The sequence below is a fragment of the Streptomyces mabaensis genome (genome assembly GCF_053763515.1).
In genome coordinates, this window is the sequence record NZ_JBSOPZ010000027.1 from 30,031 (window position 1) to 44,566 (window position 14,536).

Here is a 14,536-nt window from a genome sequence, read left to right on the forward strand (position 1 = left end):
GAACGGGCGGGGGAGGGTCAGCAGAAGGACACGCGGGCGACGACGGCCAGCAGCTCGCCGGAGTCCGCCGCTTGCGTCAGCGCGCTCTCGTCCTTCGCGTCCTTGAGCGGTCCGGCCACGAGAATGTGCTGGGCGCGGTCGAGCAGATCCCACCAGTGCTCGGGCAGCGCGACGGTCTCGCTCGCGTCCCACAGGTGCGGCTCCACGTCCCAGCCCTCGGCGTCGACCTGGACCAGGCAGCGCAGCGACCGGGTGGCGATGTCCGCCCGCACGCACCAGTTGAAGTCCAGCCCGGGCATCTCGCGCCCGTCCCAGCCCTGCCAGTCGGTCCGGCGGCGCAGGTCCTCGATCCCGGCCCCGGCCGTCTCGCACTCCAGGCTCAGCATGGGGAACGGGCGCCCGTCCGGCAGCACCGTGCGGGCCAGCAGCACCGAGTACCGCGCCACGCCCTCGGGGTCATCCGGCAGGCCCAGGTCGATGAACCGGACGAGGTCCGGCCCGGCCTCCCCGGCGGCCCACATGTCGAGCGCGTCGTCCAGGAGATCCGCCGCCTGCTCGTCCGTCATCGCCTCCACCGCAGCGAGCGCCGTGAGGCTCCGGCCGCTGTCCTTCGCGGCCCGGGCCAGGGGAGCCCACTCGCGCGTCGCGACGGAGGCGATCGGCCCCGCGGGCAGCGTGCCGAAGATGGCGCCGGCCACGGCGGCGAGCGTCGGACGGTTCTGCCGCATCGCCTTCACCATCGACCTCTGGCACGGCTGGCAGCCGGTCCGGGCTGCGGCAACGAGTCGGGCGGCGAGGTCGAGATCGAGCAGCCGCCCGCCGCCGTACGGCAGGAGGGGCAGCAGGCTCATGTCCGGCAGGGGTGTGTGCTCGTGCGCGGTCTTCGTGACCGCCGCGGCGTGTCCGGTTCCGGTCCGCCGGGCGCGCTGCTTGGCGCGCTGCTTCTTTCCGTGTCCACTGACCACAGCAGTTCTCCTCTGGAGCGTGCAGCGGTTACCCATGACCCGATACACGCGAGCGAGAACGAGGCTGCGCGGGCATTCGGTGTGCTCACCGACGAACGGCGAGATGGTGCGATACGCACTGATGCACTGGGACCGAAGTCCTGGCACCTTCGCCTCAGTGCTCCCAGTCATGGGCTGAGGCTCGGCTTGGGCCCGTGCGCGGGCCGTGCTCCACCACAGTAGCGACCGGTACTGACAGTGGTCCCGGGAACGCGCCAACGATCGCCCGAAACGGCGGCGGCCGACGGGAAGTCCCGCCGGCCGCCGCCGCAGATGAACGCCTCGGTCGCAAGCCGATGCCCTCAGTCGCGGCATCCTCGAGCATCTCGCCCTCGTCCACGTACTCCCAGAACACGGTGCCGTAGCTGTACGAGAACTGGACCTGGCTGCGGGGCATACCCCGCGAGGTTTCATGCACTTCGTCCGCGACGGCATGGGGAGATAGGTGTGCAGAGCCGTTCCGGAACTCCGGTCGACGCGTCTGCCCTCCCCGGAACGCCGGGGCAGAGACTCACCGGAAGGAGTCTGTGCACATGAACAGCAACCCGTTCGCACCGGGTGGCGGCGAGGGCCACCGCCTGGTCGTTCTGCTCCTGGTGGCCGTCGCCGGCGTCGTGGCGGCGCAGAGTCAGGCGTGGGCGAGTGCCCTGGGAACGGCGGCCGCCGTCTACGCCGTGATGTCCACCGGAAACCCGGATCGCAGGAGCTGACCATGCCCCGTACGAAGCCGTCCCGTCTCGAACTCGCGCTGATCGGCGAGGTCGCGAAGTACGGGTACATCGTGACCGCCACGCAGCTAGAGCGGTGGCGTCAGCGGCTGTGGCTGCCGAGGACGAAGGACTGGCGCGGCCCCGATGGTTCCGTCCGCCCCGAGGTCGTGAAGCGCACCATCGACCTGGCCAAGGCCTCGGTGCCGGGCCGCAGCATCGGCTGGGTCGGCTGGGTGTTTTGGGCGATCGACGAAACGCCGGAGACCGCAGTGTGCTTGCGGGAGGCTCTGCTCGCGGCGATGCGCACGCCCTTGGAGCGGGCGGGGGTCGACGTCGGGCTGGTGCCCGCCGGGGACTCCGACGAGGCGTTCGAGGCGCGGCAAGAGCTTGCGGCGCAGCTGCTGAGAAACCGCCGCTCCCCAAGGCGGGACCTTGACGGCACCCTGCGCGCGTACGCGGCCGAGGCCGGTGTTGAGTTGCCCCCGACCCGCTGGGTGCCGAACGTCTTCCACCGGGCGCTGACGGAACCCGGCGCCCGAATGGTGGTGGGCGGAGCGGCGGATGTCGGCTTCGAGGGGCTGATGGAGTCCTGGGAGGCCACCTGGCCGGAGGGTAAAGAGATGATCGAGCACATACGCGCCGCCCACCGTGAGGCCGAACTCGACGGCGTCGACCTGATGGCCCAGTGCCCTATGGCGAGCGGGTTCCTCGGTTTGATGCAGGCCGTCGAGCAGGCCGACGACCGGCTGCTGTGTTCGGCGGTCCGCGCGTGCACGAAGGCCTCCGGCACGCTGGCGATGCTGTGGACCTGGGCTGTGGAGAAGCCGGAGATCGTCCCGCAATTGATGAACGACGTGATGTGGGACCAGTGGGTCCGGGTCGGCGGCCTCGCTCCGAACGGAGCGGCAGGTGAGGCCGCGGTCGCCATCAGCACAGTGCAGTATCTGGTGGTTCCCGGCTGGGCCGAGGACCTGCATCGCTTCCAGGCCTTCATGGACAAGCTGCTTGCCTCAGCCGGCGCACGCCATTTGGTGTGACACCCACAAGGCCGGTGGGACGGGCATGGGCCCGCAGGTCCCAAAGCGGCGACGGCCGACGGGAGATTCCCGCCAGCCGCTCTCGATCAAGGCCGCCACGCTCACAGGCCGATGCCGTCGGTGGCGTTGTCCTCCCACTTCTCGCCTTCGTCCACGTACTCCCAGAAGACCGGCGAGTTCTTCGACCAGCCGCCCTGGGCGCGCAGCTTCTCCGGGCGCTTGCCGTTGCGGCGGCCGGTGGTGACGAGTCCTCGGCGGCCGGAGTGCCCGGTGATCCGCCGCCCGGTCATACCCGCGTACTTCGCCGAACGCGAGATCGCCCGACCGCAGCCATCGGGCGACAGCCGCTCGGTGCCGAGGTTGCCCCACTGGTCGACGGGCAGGTATGCGGGTCCGTCGGGGGCCGCGCCGGCGGCGACCTTGGCCTCCTTCCACGCGATCCAGCAGCGCACCGGGCAGGTGTCGGCGTTCTCTCCGTAGGAGACGACGACGTCGCGGGCCGGGCGGCCCTTCACGCTGGGGACGTGGACCTCCAGGCCCTCGGCGACCAGCTGGACGCCGGTGTCGTCCAGCTCGCTCATCTCCTCGTTGCGGCCCGCGACGGCGAACCGCATGGTGTGCAGGGACCGGTCCCGCAGCCGGGCCAGTTCCGGCACGACCTGGACCCGGCGGCGCCGAGCGTCCGGCTGCGGAGCACGCTCGCGCGGGGCCGTGTTCATCTTCCGCAGGTCATCCGGGGTGATCGCAGCGGCCTTCCCGCGGCCGCGCTTCTGCCGCCCCTTGTCCAGCTTGAGCGGCTTGAGCGCCTGGGTGGCGGCCGCCCGGGCGGCCTTGGGCACCTCGTAGCCGTACCTGCGGGCCTCGGAAGCGACCCCGGTCACCCGGCGCTCGATACTGTTCGGTGCGGCCTCCTTCACTTCGTCCAGCCACCTCACGAAGGCGACGTAGGTGCCGACCGTGATGGCACTGAGCGGCAGGCGGATGCCGGTCTGCTCGGCGAGCCAGTCGTGGAACTCGCCCCACAGCTCCCAGTCCCGGGCGTACCCGGTCCGGGTCTTGTCCGGCCGGGACTCGTGCAGGTCCTCGGCGGCCTTCGTGTCCAGCGCGGCGAGCACGGCGGCCACCGGATCGTGCACGGCGACCTCGCCGGCGCCGGGGGCGTCGTCGTCCACCAGCTCGGCGTCGACCACCTCCACCGGCTCCAGCGCGGTCCCGTACTCCTCGGCGGTCGTCACTCGGCCGCCTCCACCTCGTCGGCGAGCTTGCGGACCCGGGCGCCGGTGTGGGTGATCCGCTCCGTCTCGACGCGCAGTGTGCTCGCCGCGTCCGAGCCGGTGGGCACACACTCCGCCGCGACCTCGCCCACCAGGTGGGCCACCTCGTCCAGCACCCCGGCGACGTCCTTCAGCCCGGGACGCAGCTCCCTGCGCTCCAGGTAGTAGGCGGCGCGGGCGAGTTCGGCATAGGCAGGCAGGTCGTCGCGGGTGGCGACGGCAGCCTGCTCCTCCTCCTCGGCCGGGAAGGGCACGTACACCTGGGTGAGCATCAGGCCGGGCTGCTTGCTCTCGGCCGGGGTGCCGAGCCCGGAGACCATGCCCACCAGACGGGGGTGAATCGTGTGTACCTGGTTCTCCTCGTCCGGCAGGGCCCGGTGGTGGTCGTCCAGAGACAGTGGCATCTCGTCTGGGAGCTGCTCCAGCAGGGCGCGCAGCTCGCCCACGGTGTCGACCATCGGCGCCGTGGCGACCGCCGACCGCAGCCGGGGCGCCTGCTGCTTGTAGGTGTCGCCGGCGTCGGCGTCGGCCCGCTCCACGGCGACCGCGACCGCGCGCATCACCTCGTCGTACGCCTCGTCGGTCAGGCCGATCCGGTTGTCCGGGTTCTCCGCGAGGAGCTGGTGGTAGAGGGTGCGCTGCCCCTCGGCCCACACGCGAAGGTCGTCGGCCGCCGCGAGTGCGGTGGTGTCGAGGGCCGCCGCCACCTGCTCCCATGTCGCCCCCAGCCGCAGCGCCTCGCGGACCGTGCTGCCGCGCTGGCTGCGGACGGTCCGGCGGATCGCCTCGCCCAACGCGATCTGGGTCAGGGCGTCACCGACGGCGGCGTCCCGGTCGGGGGAACGCTTGGTCAGCAGCCGCAGACCGGCCTCGGACCGCTTCTCCGCGAGGGAGGTGAGCGGCGTGCCAGCCGGAACGTCGTCGGGGCGGTGGGTCTCGGCGGCCATGAACGCCTCGTCCGGGTCGATGTGCTGCTCGGTCATGCCTTCTCCCCGAACGGCGCCGGGACGGTGTAGCCGTGCTCCCGCAGCCACTGGTGGGCCGCCTTCTCCTCGGCCAGCAGCCGGTTGTAGACGGCGTCGCCAGCGGGGGTCATGTCCGTGAAGGCGACGTTGGCGATGCGGGTCTGCGCCCACTGACACACGGACCACTCCGGCTGGCCGGTCTCGCTGTTGTACGCGGCCGGGTGGAGGGAGCCGTCCCGGGCGAACGCGTCCCGCTCGGCCTCCCTCTGCCCGACCTTGGCCTCGGCGGCGGCGAGCGCCGCCCGGGCCTCCTCCACCTCCTTCTGCGTCTCGGCGATCCGGTCCTCGAAGTACATGGCAACGATGGCCGTGCCGTCGGTCTGGCTGGTGTTGTTCACTGGCCCGGGGCCTCCTTGGTCTCGGTGGCGGCGGCCGCGTCGACCTCCGCCTTCACCCACTTCGCCGCCGCGGCGACGGTCTTGAATGTTGTGTCGCCGCTGCCCCTCGCCCACGTGGGGAACGGGTCCGGGCGGCCGATTACGGACGGCTTCCAGGTCGGGAGGGCGCCCGCGCTCCAGGTCGTGCCGCCGCGTGCGCCCCGGCCCTCGCCGATGGCACCGACGATGTCGTCCTGGGTCAGCCGCTCGACCTTCTCCAGGGAGCACAGGTAGCCGCTGGGCCCGGCGTTCCGCCAGTCGAGCAGCGGCGGGCCGGGGTAGAGCCACAGGCCGCCCGCCTTCTTGGGTGCCTGCCCGTATCCGGTGCTTGCCGTGGTGGTCGTCCGGCTGGTGTGCTCCTCACCGCTGATCAGGTGCACCGTGCCGCAGGAACGGCACAGCACCCGCACGGTGACCTTGTCGTAGTGGCCGTGGTGGCCGCACTCCTCATTGGGGCACAAGTGCTCCGGGCCGCCCCGGCGGTCGCGCCGCTTGTCGGGCTCGCTCTGCTGGTCGACCTCCCACACCGGCTTGGCGCAGTCCGGCCGGTGGCGGAACGGTCGCCAGTCCAGGTGGGCGGCGAGGGCATCGGAGGTGCTCACGGGGTCACTTCCCGTCCGCGGTGAACCACCGCAGCAGGCCGGTGACGGCGTCCTGCACGGCGTCATCGTCGCCCGCGCGGGCGGCGTCGAGCAGGGCGAGGCCCGGCGTGTCCCTGCGGTAGACGAGCACCAGGGCCGCGTCGTCGTCCGGGAGCGTCTCCGGGAGGGTGTGCAGCGGCATCGCCGGGATCAGGATGATGCGGGCGGCCCGCACTTCGCCGGCCGGGACGGCGCGGGGCCGGTACCCGATCCGGTGCTCTAGGTCGTGGGCGGGGTCGGCGTCCTCGCGGCACCCGTCGTGGCACGGCGGCTGCGGATCGGCGTCGTGCCGGCGGGCCAGCTCGCCGCACAGCTCGGCGAGCCGCTTCACGCCGACGTTCTGGCTCTGGCCTGCGGCGACGGAGCGGGCCAGCGTCTCGGTGTCGCGCACCAGATGCTCGGGCGCCATGTGGAAGGCGCGCACCAGGTCCAGGTGGGCTCGGCTGTCCGCCGGGACTGCCACCGGGTCGAGCGGGGCGATCGGCGGCGTCGTCCAGGTGCCGGCGGAGGACTGTGGCTCCATGAGGCCCAGATCCCAGGGCGCGGTCTTCCCGTACCTTCGCTCGATCGGGTACGGCGTGCGGCCGGTCCTGATCAACCGCTCGATCTCCTCCCGCACCTCGTCCGGGGTCTGGTCGGGGAAGAGGGTGTTCTCGCGCACCCGGGCGGCGACCTCGGTCATCTCGTCCGCCCACAGCACGACGGTGTCGGGCGAGCCGCCCGTGCGCTCCTGCTGGTCGGCCAGTAGGGCGGAGAGCATGTCCGCGGCCGACGTCGTCGTCTTGCCGTGCATGGGGCGCTGCAACTCCTCGCGCAGACGAAGGAGTTGGACGTCCTGGTCCACGAGCTGCCCGGCGGCCCATTCGCGGGCGGCCTCGGCCTCGACGTCCTCGTCGGCATCACGGTGGTACTGCTCGGCGACGGCGGCGCAGGCGTCCTCGGTGCACAGCACGCGGGCCACGGCCTCGGCCGATCCGTCGGGGTTCTCGGTGACCTCGACGTCGGCGCCGGACAGCTCGGCGGCGATGCACTCGGAGACCATCCGCAGGCACCGCTGGGCGTTGGCCCCCAGCTCCGCGAGGTGGTCGGCGGTGAGCGTCCGGGAGACCGAGCCGACACTCCAGCGCACGCGGTGCAGGTGGACGGTGTAGTGGCGGTCCGGCTCTCCTGGCACGAGGAGGAGCGGTACGGACAGCGGCATGGGTGTGACCTCTCGATCTACTTGGCGTTGGTGACGGCGAGGCGGACGAAGCCGAAGAGGACGAGGAGGGTTCCGGCGACGATCGCGGGGAACGCCAGGTGGTTGCAGATCGCGTCGAAGTTCTCGCCGATCCACACCGTGAAGCTGCTGCCGGAGGCGAACTCGGGGCGGTGGTAGTCGTACTGGCCCATGGCCCCGCCGGCGGCCGCGCAGAGCACTCCGACCAGCACGAAGAGGAGCGAGACGCGGCGCTGTCGCCGGCCGTGGTCCGACCGGACGCGCTGCTGCACGACCCGCAGCTTCCCGGCGGGGATGCCCATGTCCTTCTCCGCTGCCCAGTCGGCGGCGGCCTTGGCCTCGATCGACTCGGCGGCGTCGAAGTGGTGGCGCTGGGCGGCGGCGTGGCAGTCGGCCTCGTCGCACAGCACGCGGCCGGTCATCGTCACCGACCCGTCCGGGTGCGCGGCGACGGCGATGTCCGGCTCGGTGAGCTGGGCGTAGGCGCAGGTGGACGCCGCCTTGCGGACGCCCTCGCGCACCGCCGCCTCCAGCGCGGCGCGGCCGTCGGCCTCGGTGGCGAGCTGCTCGGCGCTCCAGCGCTGGCGGTCGGTGTGCACCGTGTACGAGCAATCTATGGGTGGCAGGGTGAGGGTGACGGGCACGTTCAGCGGCATGCGGTCAGTCACTCTTTCGGGTGGTGGCGGCACGGGCGAGCCGGGCCAGCCGGTCGAAGTCCTCGCCGGTCAGCGGGCCACCGTCGGGGCGGGCGTAGTCGATGGTGATGGGCGGGCGGGTCCGCACGCGGAACAACTCAAGCTGCCCCGGGTGAACGGGAGTTGCCTCCGCCGCCGGCGTGTCCGGGGTATTCACCGGACCTCGTGCTGCGGGTCCTCGTGGGGGAGGAAGATGGTGGCCCGGAAGCAGCCGGGCACCGGCCCCACCTCTCCGTTGACCGCGGCCTTCCAGCCCGCGTACAGGTCCTCGCGGCCGTCGGTGGTGTGGCTGGTGTCGACCGGGACGCCGACGTGGGCGGCCCAGCGGCGGACGGCCTCGCGTCGCTCGGCGGGGGTGTAGCTCAACCCGTCGGCCTCGCCGGTGAGGGCGCCGCTCGTGGCGAGCGTCCATAGCAGCGGGGGCAGGTCGAGCTTCGCGCCGTCGGCGAGAAGGGTGGCGAGCAGCTTCTGTCCGCGCCGCTGCCACCGGTAGAGGGTGGCGGCCGGGACCGTGTCGGTCTGGGTGTCCGTCTTGGGCACGAGCGTTCGATTCCTTCCGGGTTGGCGGGCCGGTTTGCTGACCTGTCGTCATGTCCGGTTTATCGCCTCGGATATGGCACATTATCCGAGCCGAGACGTCCCGGTCCACCACATCACCCGAACGAGTGCAGAATTCCGCCAGTGTTCTCCCCGGTCTAGACGAGGGACGGTCGGGTCGGGCATCCTGCATGGAGACCGGGGAGAACCGGGTATGAATCTGTCGGAAGGCTTCCATGGAGATCATCGTCAAGGGCGCAACCGAGGAGTTCGCCGAAAAGCTCATCGCGCTCGCCGCCCAGCACCACGCGGAACTCACCATCAGCACGGTCCAGCCGGGCTGGACCGTCGACCGCGCCGAGCGCTACCTCCGCGACCTGACCGCCGGCTCCCGCAGGATGGCCGAGATGGTAATCGTGGACGGCGACGGCTACATCGACGCCGAACAGCTCCGCAGCGTGGTCGGCAAGCTCAACGGCCCGTCCAACGGCCTGAAGCGGGCCGTTGATCGCGGCGTCCGCAAGGGCTGGTGGCCCGAAGGCACCCCGGCGCCCATCACCCCCGTCTCCGACCCCAACAACCCGTCCTGGCACCAGAACATCGCCTACCGGATGGACCGGGAGATCCTTCCCGTCTTCCGCGAGGCGCTCACCCGCATCGCGGCGGGCAAGAAGGCCGCCGAGGACCTGGGGATCACGCCGGGAGGCCTCGGCAAGACGTCCTCGTCCTGGGCGCCCGATGACGACCAGGACGAGGAGGGCCAGCAGCCGTGACCACCCACATCCCGCGCAACGCCAAGCGGGTCTTCTACGCCACCGAGAGCACCACCCGGACCAAGCCCGACGGGGAGGTCATCCGGGTCGCCGGGCGCGAGCAGCGCTCCACCACCTTCGCCGAGGCCCGGCGGTTCCTGGACGACCTCGGCGTCCCGGGCGGGGTCACCCTCTGGACCGAGCGCAGCCAGCAGACCAACGCCTACGCAGACCGCCGCGCGGACGGAACCTGGGTGGCCCTGGACCGGCTGACCGGCAAGTGGGAGCCGCTTCCCGAGCCCGCGCAGGCGTCTCGATGACGTGGCTGGTCCAGCCCGCGTGCGGGCTCTGCGGCATGACGGACATCAACTTCGTCCGGGCGGCCGCTGCCGGGTGGCGCCTCGTGCTGGGGTGGCTCGCCTGCTCCCACTGCGCGGGGCGCTTCCCGGCCTGGATGCGCCGCCAGTTCTGACCAACTCACCCTGAAAGGAACGGACATGACGTTATCTGCCTACTCGACCTCCCGGGCTGATGCCCTGTGGCGGGCGCTCACCGAGCAGGAGCCGGGCGTCGCCGCCGCGCTCGCCATGCAGCTGCGCGACCTGCCCGAGGACTGGGCTCCGCGCGTCCTCGGCGTCGCCCGGCCGTACGCCGCGCTGGAGCTGCCCGCGACCGCCAAGGTGCCCATGGAGATCGAGCTGTACAACGCCGCCGACTGGGAGGACTGCCCGGCCTGCGCCGAACTCGAAGACCTCTGCCGCTACCACGAGGGCTACGCCACCGGGTACGAGGCGCTGAACGGCCCGCTGACCGAGGTCTCGCGCGTCGACCCGACGGTCACCGTCAAGGACGCGCTCCAGCGGCTGATCGACGCCGACGAAGCCGCCGAGTGGGGTGAACTCGACGCTGTCGTGGACCACATGACCAGCACGGAGACCTCGCCGGACACGTCGCCGCAGACCTCCGGGCCGCTGACCGCCCGGGAGTTCTTCGCGGTCGTGGACCTCTCGCGCCCGTACATCCCGGAGGTGGACGACACCGAGGACGACGAACGCGACGAAGCCCCCGCCGGCGGCACCGCCGACTGTGACGGGAAGACGCTGTGAACGAGACGTTCCTCAACCTGCCGTCCGGGGCGCTCGTGGTCGCGATCGGCCCCGGCGGGTCCGGCAAGTCGTCCTTCGCGGACGCCGCGGCGTTCGACGTGGTGGTGTGCCTCGACACCCTGCGGGGTGAGATCGGCGGGGATCCGGGCGACCAGTCCGTCACCCCGGCCGCTGTCGCCCGGCAGGACGCCCTCCTGGAGCAGTACCTGAGCGCCGGAGCGACGGTGTTCCTGGACAGCACGAACGTGGAGCCCCACGTGCGTACGGGGCTCGTGGAGCGAGCCCGTCGGCACGGCCGCCCCGTCGTCGCCCTGCGGTTCCTGCTCGACCTCGACACCTGCCTTGCCCGCAACGCGCAGCGGCCGCCCAACCGGCGTGTGCCCGACGCGACGCTGCGCTGGCAGCACGACCTCACGCGAGAGGCCACCGTGGACAACCTGTTCCGCGAGGGCTTCACCTCCGTGCACCACATCGAGCCCACCCCGACAGGAGCCACCGTGCGCAACGACACCATTTCCCCCGAGCGGATCGCCGATGCCGTCGCCGTACTGCGCAAGGCGCAGGAGGGCGACGAGGAGGCACGCGTAGGCCTCGCCGAGTTCTTCCCGGAGTACGAGGGGCTGGTCATGCAGACCGATCACGCCCGCTACCTAGAAGCGGCCGCCAACGCCGGGTTGGTGGCAACGCACCTTCTGATCATCGAGAGCGGGGTGTGGGCAACCTCGGTGGAGACCTCCACCTCGGACTTCGGGATGCCGCTCGCGTCCGTGGACCTCGGGGAGTACCCCAGCAGGACCGAAGCGATCCGGGAAGCCGTGCGCGCGGCGACGGACAACGGATGGGCGCTCGCCCCTGAAAGCGAGTGGTCCGACTTCGACTGCGGCGGCGGGGAGATCCACATCCCGATCCACGTGCGGCCGACGCGCTGACTGACCGCCCCCACCTTCTGACCAGCAGAAAGGACCGCACCCTATGCGTACCTGCACTCGCATCCAGCGTCAGCGCACTGAGGGCTGGTGGCGCAAGCCGGAACGCTGCATGATCGTGGACAGGACGTCCACCTTCGGCAACCCGTTCACCGTCCCGCAGCTCATGGACATCGGCTACAGGGAGCCGGAGGCCCGCGCGACCGCCATCGCCGAGTTCCGCCCGTGGCTGCGCGGAAGCCGCTCCAACTGGACCTCCACCGAGGGTGACGAGCGCCGGGAGAAGATCCTCGCCCGGCTGCCGGAGCTGCGCGGCATGGACCTGGCGTGCCCGTGCGCGCCCGGCGAGCCGTGCCACGGCGACGTGCTGCTGGAGTGGGCCGCGCTCTCCCCGCTCGCCCTGGAGGTGCGCACCGCCGCGACCCGCGTCCGGGTCGACCGGCAGCGCGTCTTCCAGGGCCTGGAGCCGATGTACGACGGAGACGCCCTGGCCGCGATCCTCACGCAGGACGTGGGCCTCGACTGCCTGGTCGACTTCGACCCGGGCGACGGCATCCCCCAGCGCTGCGACAACCGGACCTGGAACCACTACCTGAAGGGGCAGCGGCTGCACGAGGACGCGGTGACGGTGCGGCTGGTGGAGGTCTTCGCGTGAGCCCGGCGGACGCCGACGCCCCGCGCCTGGACCGGGCGGAGACGCACGCGAAGGTCGTTCACCGCATCTTCGGCGACCGCCGGGCCGCCCCGCCGGCGCGGGAGCTGCTGCTCGCCGTGGCGTACGCCCTCTTCGTTGCCCCCGGCGACCCCGGGCGGGTGCTGAGCACCGCCGCCCGAGCCTTGGGCCGCGAGGGAGGCCGTCCCCGCTTCGACGCCCTGGTCGCCGACGACGCGCCCCGCTACGAGCCGCCCCGCGCGGCGGGCGACTGGGGCCCGCGCTTTATCTGGCCAGATAGGCCACCAGACAGGGCCGGGACTCCCCGGCCCGTACAGAAAGGGGCCCCATGGGCACATACGAGGAAGACGTCGCCATCGCACTGCGCGAGCGTCGCGCGTCCACCTGCACGTGCGGCGCGATCAACCCGCCGCACTACGACGCCTGCCACGACTGCGGCCAGGCGCTGGTGACGTGCGCGACCTGCGGGACCGTCAGCCCGCAGCGATACAGCGGCTGCACCGAGTGCGGGTGCGAGACCGCCGCCGAGTCGCTGGGCGACCGCGAGGAGGGCTACGAGCTGACCCACGTGGAGTGGGCCAATCTCCAGATCGGCCCGCGCCGCGTCGGCGGCCGGTACCGGGTCGGCGCGAACGGCGCCGAGTATGAGGTCCTCGCCATCGAGCCGGGCCCGCGCAAGGGCTGGCCATCGTGGCAGATCACCGTTCGGTGGCTGGAAATCGGCTCGGTCACCTCGCTCTGCACGGGCTGGGATCCCCGGCGCGACACCGTCGTTGACCAGCCGGACCCCGGCCTGTCGTAAGCGCCGCACCGGCGCGGACATTGGGCCAGACTGATCATGGGCGGGACTTCGCTGGCGAAGCCCTTCGAAGCCCCGCCCCCGCACACGACCAGCACCGACGAGAGGACAAGGAAAACCCTGTGCAGGCTTCTCAACCCACAGATCCGTACGAGAACGTCCCGACCGCCTCGGTCTACGACACGTTCGCCGAGACGGCCACTCGTCTCACCGGCCGCTACACACAGTTGTCCGACACCGCTTCAACGCCTGACGAGCGCGTGAGGTGGTGGCAGAAGGTGCTGGAGCTGCGGGACGCCAAGCGGGCCGTTCCGGCTCACGACCGTGCCCAGCTGATAGCGCACATCCAGCAGTGGGAGGCGGAACTGGCGAGGCTCAAGGACGACCGTGGCTGAGGCCAGCGACTACTTCCTCACCGAGGAACAGCTGCGTGACCGCTTCGAGGAACGGGTTCGGGACTTCGTGTTCTCCGGCTATTCGCCGCAGGAGCAGCCGGTCCTGGTGCTGCTCGGCGGGCAACCCGCGGCGGGCAAGAGCCAGGCGATGGCGGCCGCCGAGCAGCGTCACGCCGGCCGGCAGCTCGTTCCGCTGACCGGCGACGAGCTGCGTGCCTTCCACCCGCAGTACCAGGAGCTGCTGGACGAGCAGCCGTTGCTGTTCCCCAACGCCACCGCGCAGGCCTCCGGAGCTTGGGTGCGCATGAGCATCGAGCACGCCCGCACCCACGGGTACAGCCTGATACTCGAGGGCGTGTTCCGGAACCCGGAGATGACGGTGACGACCGCCGAGGAGTTCGCCGCGATCAGCCACCGGGTGGAGCTCGTCGGGTTGGGGGTGCGCGTCGAGCGCAGCCGACTCGACAGCCTGCACCGCTACCTGGAAGCGGGGCGCTGGACGCCGCCAACCGCCCACGACAGTTCCTACCGGATGATGCCGGAGACGATCGCGGCCGCCGAGGCGAGCCCGGCCGTACAACGGATCACCCTCACCGACCGGACCGGCGCCGATCTGTACGTCAACGAGCGTCTTGCGGACGGCCGATGGAGCCTTGGGCCCACCGGCGCCGAAGCACTGCACGCCATCCGGGCGCGACCGTTCCCGACCGAGGAGGTCGCCGGATGGCTGGCCCGGCACCAGGACATCGTCGTGGAGTTCGCGGTGCGCGGCGAGATCAATGCAACCACCGTCCCGGTGCTGAACGAGGTGGCCAGCAATGCGGACACCGTCGCTGCCATGGATCCCGACCCGCACAGTCCGGCCCGACGGGAACACGCGGCGGTGCGCCGGCTGCTCCACGTGTTGGCGTCCGAACCGATCACTTCGGCCAATGCGCTGCCGCTTCTGCTGGTCCCTGACGACTCCCTCACCGCGTCGCGGGTGAGCAGCTCCAGCACTGCCGCCGCGTACGTCGGCGCCGAGATGGAACGCCGCCGGACTCTCCCGCCCGCCGCACGGCAGGCCGAGGACGCCCTCCGACGGAACCTCAACGAGCGTCTGCGGGCAGTGGACCGCACCTCGCCCCCCGAGCCGCCGGCGCGCATCCGCCCTCCGGCGAACCGCCCGTCCAGTGATGCGGCTCGGTCCAGGTCCACGACGGTCCGCAAGCCACCGGGCGCGGACCGGCCTGCCGCACCCGGCGCCGCCGAGCAGCCGTCACACCTGCGCCGTCCCGGCCCCGATCACAGCCACCGCCGAGGGCCGACCATCTAACTACGCCCGCGGGGGACGCTTCCTCTTCCCGTGCCCTGCCTGCCCTCCGCT

Annotated in this window: 20 protein-coding genes; 11 read left to right on the forward strand and 9 right to left on the reverse strand. The window is 71.7% G+C overall.

Annotation, left to right across the window (positions count from 1 at the left end):
* Positions 1-17: 17 nt before the first annotated feature.
* The gene (locus ACWV17_RS23165) at positions 18-965 is read right to left on the reverse strand and encodes a hypothetical protein (protein ID WP_455355915.1); all 948 of its coding nucleotides are present in this window, start codon (positions 963-965) and stop codon (positions 18-20) included.
* A 572-nt stretch (positions 966-1,537) separates the two neighbouring features.
* Here ACWV17_RS23165 and ACWV17_RS23170 point away from each other — a divergent pair.
* Complete coding sequence (locus ACWV17_RS23170; protein WP_455355914.1) at positions 1,538-1,714, forward strand: hypothetical protein; 177 nt, start codon at positions 1,538-1,540, stop codon at positions 1,712-1,714.
* A gap of 2 nt (positions 1,715-1,716) precedes the next feature.
* Positions 1,717-2,751: a hypothetical protein gene (locus tag ACWV17_RS23175; RefSeq protein WP_455355913.1), complete on the forward strand. Its 1,035-nt coding sequence runs from the start codon at positions 1,717-1,719 to the stop codon at positions 2,749-2,751.
* A 101-nt stretch (positions 2,752-2,852) separates the two neighbouring features.
* Here ACWV17_RS23175 and ACWV17_RS23180 read toward each other — a convergent pair whose 3' ends face one another.
* The 8 genes from ACWV17_RS23180 to ACWV17_RS23215 all read right to left on the reverse strand — a co-directional run bounded on the left by ACWV17_RS23180 (position 2,853) and on the right by ACWV17_RS23215 (position 8,522).
* Positions 2,853-3,986, reverse strand: coding sequence for a hypothetical protein (locus ACWV17_RS23180; RefSeq protein WP_455361253.1), 1,134 nt, complete (start codon positions 3,984-3,986; stop codon positions 2,853-2,855).
* Positions 3,983-5,008 (reverse strand): hypothetical protein, encoded by a 1,026-nt coding sequence (locus tag ACWV17_RS23185; protein ID WP_455355911.1) that lies wholly within the window; start codon positions 5,006-5,008, stop codon positions 3,983-3,985. The genes ACWV17_RS23180 and ACWV17_RS23185 overlap by 4 nt, the downstream gene beginning before the upstream one ends.
* Positions 5,005-5,388, reverse strand: coding sequence for a hypothetical protein (locus tag ACWV17_RS23190; protein WP_455355910.1), 384 nt, complete (start codon positions 5,386-5,388; stop codon positions 5,005-5,007). The genes ACWV17_RS23185 and ACWV17_RS23190 overlap by 4 nt, the downstream gene beginning before the upstream one ends.
* Complete coding sequence (locus ACWV17_RS23195) at positions 5,385-6,029, reverse strand: hypothetical protein (protein WP_455355909.1); 645 nt, start codon at positions 6,027-6,029, stop codon at positions 5,385-5,387. Before ACWV17_RS23195 ends, ACWV17_RS23190 begins: the two co-directional genes overlap by 4 nt.
* A gap of 4 nt (positions 6,030-6,033) precedes the next feature.
* On the reverse strand, positions 6,034-7,269 hold the full coding sequence (locus ACWV17_RS23200) for a hypothetical protein (RefSeq protein ID WP_455361254.1): 1,236 nt from the start codon (positions 7,267-7,269) through the stop codon (positions 6,034-6,036).
* Positions 7,270-7,286: 17 nt separating this feature from the next.
* Complete coding sequence (locus tag ACWV17_RS23205) at positions 7,287-7,943, reverse strand: hypothetical protein (protein ID WP_455361255.1); 657 nt, start codon at positions 7,941-7,943, stop codon at positions 7,287-7,289.
* A gap of 4 nt (positions 7,944-7,947) precedes the next feature.
* Entirely contained in the window at positions 7,948-8,070 is a 123-nt protein-coding gene (locus ACWV17_RS23210) for a hypothetical protein (RefSeq protein ID WP_455361256.1), read from the reverse strand.
* 65 nt (positions 8,071-8,135) lie between these two features.
* Positions 8,136-8,522 carry a hypothetical protein gene (locus ACWV17_RS23215; protein ID WP_455361257.1) on the reverse strand — a complete coding sequence of 129 codons (387 nt, stop codon included), beginning with the start codon at positions 8,520-8,522 and terminating at the stop codon, positions 8,136-8,138.
* Positions 8,523-8,755: 233 nt separating this feature from the next.
* Between ACWV17_RS23215 and ACWV17_RS23220 the strand changes: the two genes are divergently transcribed.
* The 9 genes from ACWV17_RS23220 to ACWV17_RS23260 all read left to right on the forward strand — a co-directional run bounded on the left by ACWV17_RS23220 (position 8,756) and on the right by ACWV17_RS23260 (position 14,485).
* On the forward strand, positions 8,756-9,292 hold the full coding sequence (locus ACWV17_RS23220; RefSeq protein WP_455361258.1) for a hypothetical protein: 537 nt from the start codon (positions 8,756-8,758) through the stop codon (positions 9,290-9,292).
* On the forward strand, positions 9,289-9,591 hold the full coding sequence (locus ACWV17_RS23225; protein WP_455355903.1) for a hypothetical protein: 303 nt from the start codon (positions 9,289-9,291) through the stop codon (positions 9,589-9,591). Before ACWV17_RS23220 ends, ACWV17_RS23225 begins: the two co-directional genes overlap by 4 nt.
* Positions 9,588-9,743: a hypothetical protein gene (locus ACWV17_RS23230; protein WP_455355902.1), complete on the forward strand. Its 156-nt coding sequence runs from the start codon at positions 9,588-9,590 to the stop codon at positions 9,741-9,743. The genes ACWV17_RS23225 and ACWV17_RS23230 overlap by 4 nt, the downstream gene beginning before the upstream one ends.
* A gap of 25 nt (positions 9,744-9,768) precedes the next feature.
* On the forward strand, positions 9,769-10,377 hold the full coding sequence (locus ACWV17_RS23235; RefSeq protein ID WP_455355901.1) for a hypothetical protein: 609 nt from the start codon (positions 9,769-9,771) through the stop codon (positions 10,375-10,377).
* Complete coding sequence (locus ACWV17_RS23240; protein ID WP_455355900.1) at positions 10,374-11,306, forward strand: AAA family ATPase; 933 nt, start codon at positions 10,374-10,376, stop codon at positions 11,304-11,306. The genes ACWV17_RS23235 and ACWV17_RS23240 overlap by 4 nt, the downstream gene beginning before the upstream one ends.
* Positions 11,307-11,349: 43 nt before the next feature.
* Positions 11,350-11,958 carry a DUF4326 domain-containing protein gene (locus tag ACWV17_RS23245; protein WP_455355899.1) on the forward strand — a complete coding sequence of 203 codons (609 nt, stop codon included), beginning with the start codon at positions 11,350-11,352 and terminating at the stop codon, positions 11,956-11,958.
* A 346-nt stretch (positions 11,959-12,304) separates the two neighbouring features.
* Positions 12,305-12,778 carry a hypothetical protein gene (locus tag ACWV17_RS23250; RefSeq protein WP_455361259.1) on the forward strand — a complete coding sequence of 158 codons (474 nt, stop codon included), beginning with the start codon at positions 12,305-12,307 and terminating at the stop codon, positions 12,776-12,778.
* Positions 12,779-12,897: 119 nt separating this feature from the next.
* Complete coding sequence (locus ACWV17_RS23255) at positions 12,898-13,170, forward strand: hypothetical protein (RefSeq protein ID WP_455355897.1); 273 nt, start codon at positions 12,898-12,900, stop codon at positions 13,168-13,170.
* Positions 13,163-14,485 carry a zeta toxin family protein gene (locus tag ACWV17_RS23260; RefSeq protein ID WP_455355896.1) on the forward strand — a complete coding sequence of 441 codons (1,323 nt, stop codon included), beginning with the start codon at positions 13,163-13,165 and terminating at the stop codon, positions 14,483-14,485. Before ACWV17_RS23255 ends, ACWV17_RS23260 begins: the two co-directional genes overlap by 8 nt.
* The last annotated feature ends 51 nt before the right edge of the window (positions 14,486-14,536 follow it).